General features: G+C 55.4%; 24 protein-coding genes. All 24 read left to right on the plus strand.

Annotated elements, in window-relative coordinates; all coding sequences use genetic code 11:
* Positions 1–315: 315 nt before the first annotated feature.
* The 24 genes from ACLI1L_RS03880 to ACLI1L_RS03995 all read left to right on the plus strand — a co-directional run bounded on the left by ACLI1L_RS03880 (position 316) and on the right by ACLI1L_RS03995 (position 15,172).
* Complete coding sequence (locus ACLI1L_RS03880) at positions 316–1,125, plus strand: ParB N-terminal domain-containing protein (protein ID WP_411708098.1); 810 nt, start codon at positions 316–318, stop codon at positions 1,123–1,125.
* Between the two features lie 10 nt (positions 1,126–1,135).
* Positions 1,136–1,966 carry a hypothetical protein gene (locus ACLI1L_RS03885; protein WP_411708099.1) on the plus strand — a complete coding sequence of 277 codons (831 nt, stop codon included), beginning with the start codon at positions 1,136–1,138 and terminating at the stop codon, positions 1,964–1,966.
* Positions 1,967–2,161: 195 nt separating this feature from the next.
* Positions 2,162–2,335 carry an excisionase family DNA-binding protein gene (locus ACLI1L_RS03890; protein ID WP_411708100.1) on the plus strand — a complete coding sequence of 58 codons (174 nt, stop codon included), beginning with the start codon at positions 2,162–2,164 and terminating at the stop codon, positions 2,333–2,335.
* A gap of 111 nt (positions 2,336–2,446) precedes the next feature.
* Entirely contained in the window at positions 2,447–2,605 is a 159-nt protein-coding gene (locus ACLI1L_RS03895) for a hypothetical protein (RefSeq protein ID WP_284841791.1), read from the plus strand.
* Complete coding sequence (locus tag ACLI1L_RS03900) at positions 2,589–2,762, plus strand: hypothetical protein (protein ID WP_411708101.1); 174 nt, start codon at positions 2,589–2,591, stop codon at positions 2,760–2,762. The genes ACLI1L_RS03895 and ACLI1L_RS03900 overlap by 17 nt, the downstream gene beginning before the upstream one ends.
* A 288-nt stretch (positions 2,763–3,050) precedes the next feature.
* Positions 3,051–3,962, plus strand: coding sequence for a YqaJ viral recombinase family protein (locus ACLI1L_RS03905; RefSeq protein WP_411708102.1), 912 nt, complete (start codon positions 3,051–3,053; stop codon positions 3,960–3,962).
* Positions 3,962–4,141: a hypothetical protein gene (locus ACLI1L_RS03910; protein WP_411708103.1), complete on the plus strand. Its 180-nt coding sequence runs from the start codon at positions 3,962–3,964 to the stop codon at positions 4,139–4,141. Before ACLI1L_RS03905 ends, ACLI1L_RS03910 begins: the two co-directional genes overlap by 1 nt.
* Entirely contained in the window at positions 4,138–4,341 is a 204-nt protein-coding gene (locus ACLI1L_RS03915) for a hypothetical protein (RefSeq protein ID WP_408935950.1), read from the plus strand. Before ACLI1L_RS03910 ends, ACLI1L_RS03915 begins: the two co-directional genes overlap by 4 nt.
* Positions 4,342–5,190 carry a recombinase RecT gene (locus ACLI1L_RS03920; protein WP_411708104.1) on the plus strand — a complete coding sequence of 283 codons (849 nt, stop codon included), beginning with the start codon at positions 4,342–4,344 and terminating at the stop codon, positions 5,188–5,190.
* Positions 5,191–5,511, plus strand: a complete 321-nt coding sequence (locus ACLI1L_RS03925) for a hypothetical protein (protein WP_411708105.1) — start codon at positions 5,191–5,193, stop codon at positions 5,509–5,511.
* Positions 5,512–6,015, plus strand: coding sequence for a single-stranded DNA-binding protein (locus tag ACLI1L_RS03930; RefSeq protein WP_411708106.1), 504 nt, complete (start codon positions 5,512–5,514; stop codon positions 6,013–6,015).
* Positions 6,016–6,145: 130 nt separating this feature from the next.
* Entirely contained in the window at positions 6,146–6,448 is a 303-nt protein-coding gene (locus ACLI1L_RS03935; RefSeq protein WP_411708107.1) for a hypothetical protein, read from the plus strand.
* Positions 6,449–6,591: 143 nt separating this feature from the next.
* Complete coding sequence (locus ACLI1L_RS03940) at positions 6,592–7,191, plus strand: NUMOD4 motif-containing HNH endonuclease (protein ID WP_411708108.1); 600 nt, start codon at positions 6,592–6,594, stop codon at positions 7,189–7,191.
* Positions 7,192–7,244: 53 nt separating this feature from the next.
* Positions 7,245–7,664 carry a dUTP diphosphatase gene (locus ACLI1L_RS03945; RefSeq protein WP_411708109.1) on the plus strand — a complete coding sequence of 140 codons (420 nt, stop codon included), beginning with the start codon at positions 7,245–7,247 and terminating at the stop codon, positions 7,662–7,664.
* The gene (locus ACLI1L_RS03950) at positions 7,665–7,808 is read left to right on the plus strand and encodes a hypothetical protein (RefSeq protein ID WP_411708110.1); all 144 of its coding nucleotides are present in this window, start codon (positions 7,665–7,667) and stop codon (positions 7,806–7,808) included.
* A 502-nt stretch (positions 7,809–8,310) separates the two neighbouring features.
* Entirely contained in the window at positions 8,311–8,622 is a 312-nt protein-coding gene (locus ACLI1L_RS03955; RefSeq protein WP_411708111.1) for a hypothetical protein, read from the plus strand.
* On the plus strand, positions 8,619–9,023 hold the full coding sequence (locus tag ACLI1L_RS03960) for a RusA family crossover junction endodeoxyribonuclease (RefSeq protein WP_411708112.1): 405 nt from the start codon (positions 8,619–8,621) through the stop codon (positions 9,021–9,023). Before ACLI1L_RS03955 ends, ACLI1L_RS03960 begins: the two co-directional genes overlap by 4 nt.
* A 134-nt stretch (positions 9,024–9,157) precedes the next feature.
* Positions 9,158–9,673 carry a hypothetical protein gene (locus ACLI1L_RS03965; protein ID WP_411708113.1) on the plus strand — a complete coding sequence of 172 codons (516 nt, stop codon included), beginning with the start codon at positions 9,158–9,160 and terminating at the stop codon, positions 9,671–9,673.
* Positions 9,666–10,010 carry a hypothetical protein gene (locus ACLI1L_RS03970; protein ID WP_411708114.1) on the plus strand — a complete coding sequence of 115 codons (345 nt, stop codon included), beginning with the start codon at positions 9,666–9,668 and terminating at the stop codon, positions 10,008–10,010. The genes ACLI1L_RS03965 and ACLI1L_RS03970 overlap by 8 nt, the downstream gene beginning before the upstream one ends.
* A gap of 82 nt (positions 10,011–10,092) precedes the next feature.
* Positions 10,093–10,569, plus strand: coding sequence for a hypothetical protein (locus tag ACLI1L_RS03975; protein ID WP_411708115.1), 477 nt, complete (start codon positions 10,093–10,095; stop codon positions 10,567–10,569).
* Between the two features lie 277 nt (positions 10,570–10,846).
* Complete coding sequence (locus ACLI1L_RS03980) at positions 10,847–11,137, plus strand: HNH endonuclease (RefSeq protein ID WP_411708353.1); 291 nt, start codon at positions 10,847–10,849, stop codon at positions 11,135–11,137.
* Between the two features lie 365 nt (positions 11,138–11,502).
* On the plus strand, positions 11,503–11,973 hold the full coding sequence (locus ACLI1L_RS03985) for a hypothetical protein (protein ID WP_411708116.1): 471 nt from the start codon (positions 11,503–11,505) through the stop codon (positions 11,971–11,973).
* A complete protein-coding gene (locus ACLI1L_RS03990; protein ID WP_411708117.1) occupies positions 11,954–12,388 on the plus strand; it encodes a hypothetical protein in 435 nt (144 codons plus the stop codon). The genes ACLI1L_RS03985 and ACLI1L_RS03990 overlap by 20 nt, the downstream gene beginning before the upstream one ends.
* Before the next feature lie 12 nt (positions 12,389–12,400).
* The gene (locus tag ACLI1L_RS03995; protein ID WP_411708118.1) at positions 12,401–15,172 is read left to right on the plus strand and encodes an LAGLIDADG family homing endonuclease; all 2,772 of its coding nucleotides are present in this window, start codon (positions 12,401–12,403) and stop codon (positions 15,170–15,172) included.
* Positions 15,173–15,176 lie beyond the last annotated feature (4 nt).

A 15,176-nucleotide genomic window follows, 5' to 3' on the forward strand; every position in this document is an offset into this window, starting at 1 on the left:
GCAGACACAGGGGTGCAAGTCCCCTGATAGGCACTAGGCCGCCGTAAACCCAGCCCGGAACGGTAGGCCACGTTGTATCGAGAACTGAATTAGTGGATCAGCGCCACCAGCCCTTGTGGTGCCTGTGTTGACGGTGTAGCGACCTCGCACGGGCGTAAATGGTGGCGCGCATATAAATACCAGGCCTGAATGGACAAATCACAATTCTTTTACACCTACAACAGGGGCAAAGGAATGTGCTTACAAAAGACTCCGGGGTTCGACTCCCCGGCAGGCCACGAAATCAAAACCAGATTTCAGAAAAGGAGAAAAGATATGGCCGACATTGTTAGGTACCAGGTCATGCCGCCACTGTCGGCGGAAGAATACCAAGAACTATACGAAGACATCAAAGCTAACGGCGTGATGGTCCCCATCGTGGTGGATGAAAATGAAGTCATCGTTGATGGACACCACCGGGCGAAAATTGCAGCGGAGCTGGGCATCCCATGCCCTGAGGAAATGATTGCGGGTAAAAGCGAATCTGAGAAACGCAATATGGCGTTCACTCTCAATTTGAAACGCCGTCACCTTAACCGAGAACAGCGCCGCGCTTTGATTGCGGAATCGCTCAAGGCAGACCCACAGCTCAGCAATCTTGAACATTCTCGCAGGACCGGAGCGAGTGACAAGACTGTTGCATCTGTCAGAAGTGATCTTGAGTCTCATTCGGAAATTCCGAATGACATCCCGCGAATTAATTCTCGCGGCCAGGAGCGCCCATCGAGCTACGAGCGTTCTGCGTCTCAGCCGCGCCGGGAACCTGTGGAACCTGAACCAGCGGCACCGGAACAAACGGAGTCGGCAGAAGAACCCATCGGGAACATCATCAATTCCGATGACCTCGCAGAGCTAAACCAACCGGTTGAGAAGCCGGAACCGCACAAGACGGAGCCACGCGCCGAGGCAATTACCTCACAGTTCACATCCGCTATCGCAGACCTGAACCGCGTACTCAACAAGTTCGACCGCATCACCCGCGATAAGAACTTCCCCCGAAACAAAGAAAAGGTCGCTGCCATGCACCGCAGCGACCTAATCCGAGCAATCGACGAACTCCAAACCATCGTCGATAACACCAACTGAAAGGAATCAGATGTTCATCTCCAATACTATCAAAACCGAGATTGTCACCGTAACCCCAGAACTCGCAGGAGAGCTTCTTCAGCAAAACACCGGGAACCGAAAAGTCTCCAAAGCCAATTACGGGAAAGTTCTTGAAGCAATGAGTTCCGGTGAATGGGTTCTCAACGGCGAAGCCATCAAAATCGCCCGTGACGGACGTATCCTCGACGGGCAGCACCGGCTTATGGTCGCCGCGGAAAATGACCTCACATTCACAACACTTGTTATCTACGGCTTACCACCGGAAACCCAGGACACGATGGATACTGGAAAATCCCGAACAGCTGCGGATGTGTTGTCGATCAATGGGTACACATCGTCTGCTCAGCTCGCAGCAATTGTTACTGGCATTATCCGAAAGGAACGTTGGGGTCTACGCGCCGCTACATATCGGGGCGCGTCTGCTTACCAGATTACGGCTAAGCAAGTTCTTTCTAGGTTAGAGGCAGAGCCAAGTCTTGCCCAGCTTGTGCAGATCGCTTCGAAGATGAAGAAGGCCGGCCTTAGCGGAAAGGTCGCGGGAATCCTCTACTACGTATTTTCCGGGATTGACCAGGAGGATGCAGATTTCTTCTTCGAAAAGTTAGAGACTGGGGAGGGGCTTCATCGTGGTAATCCCATCTTGGTGTTGCGGGAGACTTTGATTCGTTTAAGGGCTTCTACAAAGGGGCAGGCGGATACCGGCTACGCCGCGGCTTTGACTATTAAGGCCTGGAATAAATTCCGGGCGGGCGAAGATGTTGCAGTGATTCGATTCACTCCGGGTGGCGCTAACCCAGAACGTTTCCCTGAGCCGATTTAGCGCTACTAGATGCCGCCCCGGTGCGAGGCCGGGGAGCGCACTAGGGGTGGGTGTGGCGCTTGACTTGGCGTCGTAAGTGAAGGTGTTGGCGCCCGCCACTAGCCCACGCCTGCACCCAACCCCAATACATGAAATTAGCCCCGTATGCACTGCGACTGTGTACGGGGCCTTAGACCTGGAAAGGAAAAGGTCACTATGGACACTACCACGTGGCTGCTGACTGATGAGGCAGCTGAATACATGAGGATGGACCGCGATTCGGTCTACGAGTACTTGCAGCGCAAAGAACTACGCGGTGTGAAAGTTGGCCGGAGGTGGCGTGTGCGCCGCGAATGGTGCGACGCCTTTTTGATGGGGGAGACCGTATGAACTGGCTAATCAACCTGTTCCGGCGGAGTCGGAAGCCCCGCACTATCACGTTCACGATGACTTGGAGATAACAGGATGCGTCAAATTACGCACGAAGAAGCAAAAACCCACATGACTGATATTGAAACCCGCCTGAAAACCATCTACCAACTGGCGCATCTGCCGGAGAAGACACGTCGGCAGATTCTCACGCTTGCTGGCGGCGCAAACAACGTTGCCGGCCAGATTGCTGCACATGAAAGGAAAGTCCGCAATGCAACCCACAAATAGCCGCCCGGAGCGCCGCGAACCAACCCACAAGGAACTGGCCTACTGGCAGGACGTTGCCGCGAAGCGCGTACGCCTGTGCTGGGCTACCGGCATCTTCGGCGTCATGGTTGGTTTCCTGTTCCACCTCGTGATTTCGGTGCCACCAGTATGGCTTTAGAGAAAGGAATTTACGACACGTACCACCCCATTTATCAGAACGGTGAGTGGTGGGTGGATGTGGGCGATAGGTGGAGGGCGTTTCCTACCGCTGATAGTGCCCGCAGGTTTATTAAGCACGCCGCCCAGATGCCGGATAGATGCCTCTATTACCAGTGTTTGCGTGAGGGTAAGGACATGTCGGGCATGGGGGTTGGTTTCCGGTTCTGTGAACACCATGCGAAGAACGCGAAGCGAATTTTGGCGAAGTCTAATTCAGGGACAGTGATTTTCAGGGGAGTGAACTAGTTTGAAGACATTCAAGCCAGAGAATAATGATGCGTGGTTTGAGTTTCGGCGGCAGCACTTGACCTCCACGGAGGTCGCGTCGCTGCATAGGAACAGAACCGCCCGTAATTGGCAGGAACTACGCCAGCAGAAAGAATCCGGGGAGCGTTGGGGAGGCAACCAGTTCACCGAATGGGGAACCGCCCGCGAACCTATGTTGGCCCCGTTGTTTGCCGATGTTGATAGTCGCTTGGAATATAACGAGGACCCGCAGACCATCATCATCAACGAGGGTGATGGGCGGCTGTGTGGCACCCCGGACTTGTTCAGTGAGGATGGGGAGGTGATTGGTGAGATTAAGACCGCTAAGCACCAATTCACCGGAGGCCGATTCCATGATTGGTGCCCTGATGGGTACTACCTGCAAGTGCAGGCAAACATGTGGCATTCGGGAGCCGAGGCGTGCGTGCTTTTGGTGGAGTACTACAAGGAGCAGGACGGCGAGTTCAGCCCCGTGGAGTACGAGCACAAGGTAATCCACTACGACCCCAAGGTAGTGGAGGACATGCAGGCAACCGCCGCCGAGTGGTTCGCATGGCTCGATGGTGAAACCCCCGCATGGATGGGTGAGGTCACCAGCCTAGAAGACGCCGACGAAGTAGAAGAACTAGTTGCGCAGTTAGCGGACGCAGAAGAAAAAGCCGCCAGCTGGTCAGACTTGGTGAAGAAATACAAGAAAGACCTCCAAGAAAAGCTAGGCGACTCCTACGCGGGCACGCACGCCGGCTACAAGGTGAGCGTGTCCACCACCAAGGACACCACAACGTTCGACTCGAAGGCGTTTAAGACCGCCCACCCGGACCTCTACTCCGAGTTCAACACCAAAACCCGCCGTGGCTCCACACGCCTACGACTCACAAAGGTGGTCAACTAATGCCCCTATTCGCACCAGAACCCGCATACATCAACAAGCAGGAAAAGAAACGCGCACTCAACCAACTCGAATCCTATGTCCTCGATTGGACACGAGACCACGGAGAACACTGGTCCAAGCTGCGCGACCTTTGCCACCAGATTGAAACCACCATCGAACAGGAACGACAACAACTATGAGCAAGCCAAGCGACATGCCGTATCGCCGTTTAGAGGTTGCACGAACCGCAACAGACGCCAACTACGCAGCGTTGACCGCATTCGCAGACCAAGCAATCTACCTCATCCAACACTTCACCGAACACGGCCACGACCTAGAAACAGCCGTCGCCCTCACCGAAATCACCCTCGACCGATTCGACGACGAAAGGAACATCTAAATGACCAACGAAATCGCGAAATTCAACGAGCAGGAAATGACGCTGATTGAGCAGCTAGGGTACAAGCAAATCCCGGCCAATCACCTGAAAATGTTCTTCGCCCGCGCCGAAGCGTTGGGCCTGAACCCGCAAGACCCGTCGCAAATCGCCCTCATTGAGCGCAAGACGAAGAACGGTAAGACCTACACCCTCCAAGTCGGTATCGGCGGAGCACGTCGAACAGCTCGACGTATAGCAAAGCAGGAGGGTGGAACCTACCGCGAAGGCGACTGGATGTACAAGGGAATCGACCAGTCCACCGGGCAGGAGACAGAATGGCGCGACACGTGGAACGTGACCCGCATGGGGTACCCGGAGTTCGCCAAGGTCATTGTGTACCGAGACGGTGAACCATTCCCGCATGTAGTTACTTGGGATGAGTCCAAGCAAACCTGGGGCCGGGAAGGAAACCTAACGCCTATGTGGGATGCGAAGCCAACCTTCATGCTGGGAAAGAACGCCGCCGCTGGTGCCTTCCGAAAGGCATTCCCCGACGAACTAGGTGATGTGTACTTCGATTCCGAGAGCTTTGTGGATACGTCCGAACCTATTCGACAGCAGGCTACTCGTCAGGATGTGGCGCGGCAGGCCCTTGCCGCCCCGGCGCCGAAGAAGAAGCAGGAACCAGAACCGGAGCCGGTGGGGGAGGATGACGACCAGTTTGTGCGGGACGTAAAGAACGCTTTGGCAGAGCTCACCAGCGCGGAAGAAGTAACCAACTTCATGCAAGAAATACGCCAAGACGGAGACGTTCCCCAAGCAGTCCTCGACCTCGGACGCACCCGCTGGAACGAACTACAGGAGCAGTAAATGAGCATCAAGTTTGTGCGCTCCCTACCACCACGTGGCGGGCGGGACACCATGAACCCCGACCGGGCCAACGAGTTGTTGGACGAAATGCTGGCAAACAACGGCATGTGGGCAGAAGTACCCATAACCCACCTCTACCCCGACATTAATAATCTGCCGCAAGACAGGCTCAGGGGCCGCGCCCGTAGCTTCGCAGACCGAATCCGGCAAGGCACCGTCCCCGTATTCAACGAATACCCCTGCGAAGCCGTATCCCGCGGCTCCAACGTGTATATGCGCGCCAACCTCAACAAACGACAACTCAAAGAAATGGAACTCTAAATGGCAGGCGAAACCCCAATCACTATCGTCGGAAACATCGTCGCCGACCCCGAGCTGCGCTTCACCCCGGCAGGTGCCGCTGTGTGCAAATTCCGTGTTGCGTCCACTCCGAAGCGGTATAACTCGCAGACGAATCAGTGGGAGGACGGCGAAGCGCTGTTTCTTACGTGCAATGCTTGGAAACATCTGGCGGAGAACACGTCAGACTCTTTAGCTAAGGGCATGCGCGTCATCGTGACCGGCCGCTTGAAGCAGCGTTCCTTTCAGACCCGTGAGGGTGATAACCGTACTGTATTCGAGATTGACGTAGATGAAGTTGGACCGTCGTTACGCTTCTCTACCGCCCAGGTAAACCGCAATCCACGGGAGGGTGGCGGCGGACAGCAGCAACCCAACCAGGCCCAGCAGTCGTGGGATAACGCCGCCCAGCAGGGGCAGACCGCCACCAGCGGCGCATGGTCCCAGCCGGCGCAGACAGGCCAAGACCAGACACCGCCATTCTGAGGTAAATAATGACCACATTGATCGACCTACTATCCGCCTACGCCTACGCCCCAGACGGCGGTGTGGCAGACCCTAATCACCCCGTGTACGCGATTCTGTGGGCGCTGAAATTAGTCGCCGGGAGCTAGACATGGAATACATCATTCAAGCATTTGCTTTTGTCTTTTCTTTAGTAATTGCTTTCGCCAGTGTGGTCTCAATAATTCTTGGGGGAGAAACTGTAATCGACTACCCCAACAATAAAAGGGGCTGGGCATTTGTCGGTGGTGGGGTAATCGGGCTAATCCTGTTTCTCTCAATAATCCTTTATGCTACTTCGGCGAGCGAAGATAATAGTGAGCATTGTGGCCCTGGTACTGAATATCGCGAATCGCGCCACTACAACCCATCGACGCGGAGTGCTCACACTGATTGGTGGTGTGAGGCCAAGTGAGAATAGGCGGCATGTTTGCGGGCTATTCCGGCCTAGAAAAATGTCATTTGACCTGCTATAATAGGTAAATGAAAGCGGCCCCGTAGGTGCTGGTAACACCACACGGGGCCTAACCACAATGTCACTGTCAAGGAGTGAACATCATGGCTGAACCCCAGCATACCCATAGCCAACCTGAAATCTGGAAACCCATCCCCAACTATGAGGGACTATACGAGGTAAGCAACTACGGACGAGTTAAGTCCTGCGCCCGAGAAATCAGGTACATAAATAGATTTGGGACTGAGACTAAAAATCCTATTCGAGGCCGAATTTTGGCCGGCCGCACAGGCTCAAACGGTTATCAGTATGTTGACCTTTGGAAAAGAAACAAAGGAGAGCTGCGGGCAGTTCACTCCTTGGTTCTAGAAGCCTTCATCGGCCCTAGGCCAGAAGGATACGTGTGTTGCCATAAAGACGACGTAAGGACAAACAACTACGTCGGCAACCTTCGTTGGGGAACATACTCAGACAACGCCATTGACAAAATAAAAAATGGCAGGGACAGGAACTCAAACAAAAAACATTGTAAACGTGGTCATCCGCTTGTATCCCCCAACTTAGTCCCCTCGAAATTAAAAGTTGGTTCCCGTGACTGCCTTGCCTGCAACAAAGCGCGAAGTTACGTGAATTACCACAAGGAACTGAAACCCAAGTTTGAAGAGTTTGCAGACGCATACTTTTTAAAAATCTCCGAAGCCTAAACACTCAGCAAGCCCCGCTTTATGCGGGGTTCTTCTTTTATGTAAGGAACTCAATGCTTTATTACTCATTGGATAAGGACGCGCATCAGCCCCGGTTTGCTTATGAAGGTGATGCTGGCATGGACCTCGCCCTATCCCACGACCTGACAGTGCCTGTAGGGGCGCATCGTATGGGGACCACGGGAGTCCATGTGGCTATACCGTCCGGCCATGTAGGGATGCTGTTTGTGCGTTCCAGTACTGGAATCAAACGGAAACTCGTTCTGAGCAATGGCACCGGCATTATTGACCAGGGTTTCAGGGGTGCCATCAAAATCAGTCTTCACAACACCGGCACCACAGGCCAACGAATCAAAGCCGGCCAATACATCGCACAACTCGTAGTAATCCCCATCACCCCCAACGAAATCGCCGAAGTACCCCAACTCCCACCCAGCGAACGCGGCACCAACGCCATCGGAAGCAGCAACTAAATGCCCACCCATCAGCAGCGTGAGGACATGCGGGCGTGGCTCGAAGCTAACGACCTGTACTGCGCACAACCCACATTCCTCGACGCACTCATCCACCTATTCCAATCCATAGAGAAAGGAGGAAACAACGATGCCGAAGGATAGTCGGCTGTATGCGAACATTACCCATGATTTCTTTGAATCCCCGAAGATTATGGTCCTGTCTGACAGGGCGAAATTGGGGCTGCTGGAGATGATCTTATGGTCGTGCCGAATGCAGACCGATGGGGTGATTGACCGCCGTGTAGCAAGTGCTAAGCATTTGCTAGACGTTTGCCAGGAGTTGCTAGACAACGACCCCGAAACACCGTCCCTTATGGAGCTTGAAAACGGTGATTTTCTCATCCATGACTTCACAGAACACCAAACAACAAGGGCCGAAATTGAGGCAATTAGGGAGAAAAGACGGGCCGCAGGACGCGCCGGAGGACTAGCTAAAAGTAAGGCACACGCTGCGAAAAGTAGCAAACGCCTAGCAAGTGCTACAGCAAGTGCTAAGCACGGTGCTAAGCAAACCGCTAGCAAACCCGTAGCAAAAGGGGTAGCAAACTCTAGCAAGAAGAAGAATAAGAAGGGGGGAGGGGAACAGGCCGAAAACACCGCCAATGTGGACACCAAAACCGCCCCAACGACCCCCACCCCTGAAAGTCTCGACGAGTTGGCCGCGGCTCACGCCGCCCGGCCCCTCGCCGTAAACGGAGTCTGCCAAAAGCACCCCCTCGGAAACCTCACCCACGAACCGTGCTGGGGATGCGCCGACGCCAAGAAGCAACGCGCCCAAGCCGAAGCCGAAGAAAAACAATCCCGCCGCGACGCCATTGACGCCTGCACCCTATGCGATGACAACGGCATGTACTACGCCAATGGCACCGCCCGCCGATGCAACCACCAACAGCCACGCGAGGAGCCACCATTTTGACCAACACCATCACATTCCGAGTAGACGGAGACCCGGCGCCCAAGGGTTCCAAACGGCACGTGGGTAACGGCAGGCTCATTGAATCCTCAAAGAAACTTCCCGCCTGGATGCGAGCCGTCACACAAGAAGCCGCCAAAAACAGGCCCAGCAGCCCCATAGACGGCCCCACAACCGTCCTCATGGACTTCTACCTACCCCGGCCAAAACGACCCCGCTATGACACTCCTGCGGTCAAACCGGACGCCGATAAGTTGGCCCGCTCAATTCTTGATGGCTTAGAAGCCGGCGGCATCCTCAAAAACGACTCCCGCGTAACCCACCTCGAAGCCACCAAACACTACGCCACCAACACAACCCCACCCGGCGCCCACATCACCATCACATGGAAGGACACCAAATGATTTACCCCTGGCCCTACGACGACACCAACGAACCCAACCCAGACGAACAAGAAGAACAAGAAGACGACTCCTGGAAAGACCGCGCCTACGACCTCTGGGCAGACCGCTAATGAACACCAACACGAGGAGAACCAATGACTAGAGAGATTAGCGACCAGCTAAGTGAAGCTATCAACCAGTCCTCATTCGGAACCGACGACGTAAAGCAAGCCCGCCAGTCCGTCACCGCAGAGGAAATCGCAACGCTACAGCGCAAACTCGCGCAGAAACGAGAAACCACAATGACCACAAACGAACCAAACCTCCCACCCAGCCCCGACACCCGCCGATTCACCCACAACGGATACCAATGCGCAGTGCTCATGGGGCCAATGACCATCAACGGCTACATCGCCCTCCCAGACGGGCACCCGTGGCTGGACTGCCCAGACTCACTGGAAGTCCACCCCGACATCGACGTTCACGGTGGAATCACCTACCGCGAAGGCAACACCATCGGATTCGACACCAACCACCTTGGAGACGGCCAACACCCCGAGGCCCCACACGGTTACCCGTCCCGCTTCACCGGCCACGTCTGGGAATGGGATGAAGTCGAAGCAGAAACCCGCCGCCTAGCAGACCAAGCAAAGGACACCACCAATGACTAACCCAACCCGCCAAGAAATCCTCGACGCGCACGAAGAACTAGAGAAGCTGTGCAATCGCTTGCCTGGAACCCGCCGCGCCAAAATGACCATCCTCGCCGCTCTACCGCCTAAGCCACAACCCACTATGGCCGAGGTCGAATGGGACGCTGATAAGCACCGCTTCGCGGAAGCGGAGAACCCCGACCACGGGGAAGTAATCATGCTTAACGTGTCCCAGATTTCTGGGAAAGTGAGAATCTTCTTCAACCAATATGGAGAGTTCTATCTGGGTTACGCGTCGCCCGAAAATCTCACCCCTACTGGTCGCCGCTACACACTCACGGAGGTACAGGAATGAGTACCACGCCCCGCACCCACTAACCCCGTACGCCACACAGGCCCCGCACAACCGCGGGGTCTTTCGCTTTTCAGGAGAAAGCATGACCAACGAGTTTGAACTCCGCGACACCGCACGCGAACTCAAAGCTCATTACCTGCAACTACAATCCCTCAAACACACCACCCCCAACCCACCAGAAGTAAAAACCCGCAACAGCATCAAAGGCCTAGGCCCCAAGACCCCAGGCAACTGGCTATGGGTAAACCGCTATGTGGAGATGGAACAAAACCTCCGGGAACTCGCCCTTAATGCTTTCGGTATCGACGGCATCAACATCCGCATACACGACGGAGACCTATCAGCCCCCCGCCTCTGCCACCTCATCGCCTACCACGCACAACCACTATCAGAACTCACATGGGCCAGCGACCTACAACAAGAACTAGAAGACCAGGCCCACACCATCAACCGCTGGTGCAACCCGCCCGAACACGGCCAAGCACTACTCAAGTCAGCGCGAGTGAAACGTCACCTCGTCGGTAAGTACTTACCACCACTTGACAAAGAGACTAAATAAAATGATATGATTGCGCTGTAGAAAGAGCCCGCCCACGAGCGGGCTTTTGTCGTTTTCACAAGCCTTATCGCCTAGCTCAACAATCTATTCACCAGGACAGAATTAGACCTTCCGAATCGAGCGTAGGCCACCGGCTCACGACCGGAATAAGGCGCCAAGTCTTGTCGCCTGACTCACCGACCTACTTAATGCGGACACTTTTTAGTAGAACTGACCACCTGAGATGCAGGCCGCCAGCTCACGACTGGAACAAGGCACAAAGAAAAAAGGGGGAGTGATGGTGTGGACAAACATCACCAAGCACGTACCCACCGCAACCAGGCGCCGCATACTCAACCGCGACGCACACACCTGCCTCAACTGCGGGCACCACGACCTCACAGATACAACTCTTGAAATCGACCACATAGACAATCGTCGCGGCCCCAACTACAACACTGACACCAACCTGCAAATACTCTGCCGCCCATGCCACCGCGCTAAAACCCAAAGGGAGATGAAGCGGGGTAAAGAACGGAAACGTGCCCGCCGCTATCTGCCTCGGACGCCGCACCCCGGGTTGAGCTAAGATTGGAAGTTGAAAAAATATTTGGGGTGGGGGAGGGCCCGAAACTTTTTGAGCCCGAGGCCTCAGACGGCATAGGGTAAATGGCTGTGTACGGGTTGGGGAATTTGCCCTCGTCATTTAGGGGTGGCCTTAGATGCGGCTATGAGGGCGTGTGTCAGCCGTTCGCCGTATAGGGCTACTTTGTTGGTCTGAAGCCCGTGTTCGTTTCCTAGGTGTAGCGGTTGGTTTACGGTGCTCTACCTGTGACAAAAGCCTGTTCAGGCGGTATAATTGCAGGTGTGAAGTGTTTGAATTGTGGGCGCGATGTGCCGCAGAAATCAAAGGGCCCGGCGCGACGTACGTGCTCGGCCCGCTGTCGGCAGGCGGTGTCTCGTAAGCGTCGCCGCCAACCCGTCCCTGCGGTGATGATTGATGCTCCTCGGTGGGTACGTGCGGACGGGAAACGTCCTATCACTCCCACTGGCACGCCGGCATCGTCTACCAATCCCAGCACCTGGTGTTCGTTCGACGAGGTGCAGCGCGGCGCGGGAGATGGCTTCGGCGTCATGCTCGGCGGCGGTCTCGGATGCTACGACCTGGATAACGCGCTTGAGGATGGTGTTGTGAAACCGTGGGCGCTTGAGGTTATCAAGGCAATCGCGGAGCCGATTATCTACGTGGAGAGTTCTGTTAGCGGCCGTGGGCTGCACGTGTTCATAGAGTTGGCGGAACAAGGGGGGACGCGCCGGAGCGTGGGGGACGGCAGCGTTGAGAAGTATTCGTATGGCCGGTTCATTCGATGCGGTGAGCCGACGAGCTTAAAGGAAGTGATGAGTAATGCCCGGTCCACCACCTAAGCGGAGCGACCAACGGCGTCGTCGTAATAAGCCTGATGAGTCACAGCCGAAGCTGACTGTTGTTAAGGACGATGCGCCGCGTCCTGTTGTGAAGGCGCCGCGGGTGTCTCCGTCGTGGCATCCGCTGATGAAGGACTGGTTCCGCTCACTCAAGGAATCGCGGCAGGCGATGTTTTATGAGCCGTCAGATTGGCAGACCGCCCGTCTACTGGCCGAGGTTATGAGCCAGGAACTGAACAATGGCGAGGGTGTTAAAGCGTCGATGCTTGCTGAGTTTAATCGTGCTGCGGCGTCGTTGATGACGACGGAGGGGGAGCGGCGTCGTCTGCGTGTTGAGCTCCAGGCCGCTGATGGCGCTGTGGTTGATGATGAGTCTTCTTCGGTGATGTCTCATTACAAGGAGCTGTTTATGTAGGAGGTGGCCTGTATGGGTGATGTTGCTCCGCAGGAGCGGCTGGCGACGTTGCCCGAAGGGCTACCGAAGTTCACGCTGGGCTACGAGGCTTTGGCGTGGGCCGCGAAGTACCTGCGCCACCCGAATGGTATTCGGGCGGGTAAGGCATGGCAGTTCACTCGCGAGCAGGCACGCTACGTCCTGTGGTTCTACGCACTGGATGAGAATGGCCGTTGGCTTTTTCACCATGGGGCGCGCCGCTTGGCGAAAGGCTCCGGCAAGTCCCCGTTCGCTGCAGTCATGGCACTGATTGAGCTTTTAGCACCCGTACGGTTCGACCATTGGGACCCGGATGTGCCTGGCGGCGTGTCCGGTAAGCCGGTGTCGATGCCGTGGGTGCAGATTGCTGCGGTTTCTCTGGACCAGCCTTTGGCACTCGATACTCCAGTCCGTACCGTAGACGGTTGGAAGACGGTCGACACTGTTGGTATCGGCGATTACGTATTCGGTTCGGACGGTGAACCGGTTGAGGTACGTCGAAAGACGGAAGTGTTTTATGGCCGAGATTGCTACGAGCTGGAGTTCGACTCCGGCGAGAAGATTGTTGCCGATTCCGGCCATGGGTGGACTATCGAAAAGACCAATGGTCACGGAGACAAATGGGAGTCTGTAACTCTCACGACTGAGCAGATTGCTCAGCTCAAGAGTTCTAAGCGAGTCACTGTTCGGATTCCTGCAGTGTCAGCAAATTTCCCGGTACGTGAGCTTCCACTTGACCCTTGGCGACTTGGATTTTGGCTCGGCGATGGAGCTTCTAAGTCGGGAGTCCATGCCATTGATTGGCGGCATAAGGAGGAGTTAGAGGAGATATACCGTCCATTGCTGAATGACTGGGAAGATCTCCGTTTTGACTTCGATAGAGGATTTACTGGCCGCATGAACGTGAAGCGCCGGGATGGTATTTGCCCTCGGGGCCACGACTACGTGAATGACCTCAACAACCGCTATTCACAAAAGGGCAATCCGGCTTGCCGGAAGTGTGTTGCTTGGCCTCGAGCTGGGTACGCTGACCCGAAGCTACTCTCTATGCGGGAGCTGCTTAGGGAAGTTGGGGTTCTGCACCGCAAGCACATCCCCGATGTTTACCTAACTGCAAGCTATGAGCAGCGCATGTCGCTTCTGCAGGGGTTAATCGACTCTGACGGCGGGATTGACCGTACTCATCGTGCTTATTTCGTTAATACGAATCGCCATTTGATTGACGGTATCGAAGACTTGCTGAGCTCGTTGGGATTCAAGTGGACCGAGCAGAAGAACGAATCCACTAAATCGTGGAAGGTCTCGTTTAAGCCGCGTGCGGGCGAGCCTGTGGCGCGTTTCGCTTACAAGGTCGCTCGTATGCCGAAGGTTGACGAACCGCGACAGTACAGCAAGTACCATCGGGTTGTTTCCGTGAAGAAAGTTGAGTCGGTCCCTGTTAGGTGTATCGGCATCGATAACGACGACCATCTTTTCCAGGCTGGTCGACGGGGTATTTTGACCCATAATACAGAGAATACGATGCGCATGGTGCGCGCTATGGCGTCGCCTGCGAACGCGCCGGCGCTGCACCGCGACTACAGCCTGGACGTGGGTAAGACCCAGATTTTCGTGCAGCCGGAAGGCAAGCTCGAAGTCATTACCTCATCGGCAGCAACCGCAGAAGGTGCGGAGTCAACGTTCGTTATTGGTGACGAGTTGGAGCATTGGACCCCGTCGAATGGTGGGGCAGAATTGCACGCGACTTTGATGGATAACTTGTCGAAGTCTGGTTCTCGTATGTTGGAGACGTTGAATGCGTGGAAGCCGGGCATTAACTCGGCGGGAGAGTCCACGTTTAATGACTGGGTTTTGCAGGAGACTGGCCGGTCTAAGAACGAGTCGCGGATTCTTTACGATGCGCGTCAAGCCCCGCACGATACCGAGCTGGGGGATGCTGATTCGCTACGTTCTGCACTTGAGTGGGTGTATGCGGATTGCCCTTGGTCGGATATTGACGCGATTATGACTCGTATCTGGTCCCCGTCGGCGCAGGTGGATGATTCGAAGCGTAAGTATTTGAATTGGCCGGTAGCCTCGTCTGATTCGTGGTGCGACCCGCAGGATTGGGCGCAAATGGCGCGGCCAGATATTGATGTCGCGCCGGGCGAGGACATCGTAATGTTTTTTGACGGTTCGCTGTCGAATGACCACACCGCGCTTATTGGGTGCCGTATGGACGATGGTCATATTTTCACTATTGGGGTGTGGCAGCCGAAAGCAGCCGACCCGGACGATAAGCCGATGGTCGATGTGCAGGCTGTTGATGACCGCGTTGATTTTGCGTTCGCTACTTGGAATGTCATCGGTTTTTACGCCGATGTGCGCGAGTGGGAGTCGTTCACAAAGGTGGCGTGGCCGGAGCGTTACCGCGACCGGTTGGAGTTGTGGGCGACTTCGCGGGGTGCGCAGCAGCCGGAGCCTATTGCTTGGGATATGCGCGGTAAGGACTTTCAGTTCACTACGGCTGCGGAGCTCGCGGAGGCGGAAGTCATGCAGCACTCGTTCACGCATGACGGTAACCCGTTGTTGACGGAGCATGTGTTGAATGCTCGCCGGCATGAGGGCCGGTACGGCATCACGGTGCGTAAGGAGTCGCGGAAGTCGGCGAAGAAGATTGACGCTTGTGTGTGCATGATTGGTGCGCGCATGGTGTGGCGCTTGGCGAGGGAGCGCGGCGGGGTGTCGAAGAAGAAGCAGCGGACTGGGAAAGCATTTTTCATTTGATTAG

Source organism: Corynebacterium sp. LaCa117 (assembly GCF_046717765.1).
In the GTDB taxonomy this organism is placed as follows: domain Bacteria; phylum Actinomycetota; class Actinomycetes; order Mycobacteriales; family Mycobacteriaceae; genus Corynebacterium; species Corynebacterium kefirresidentii.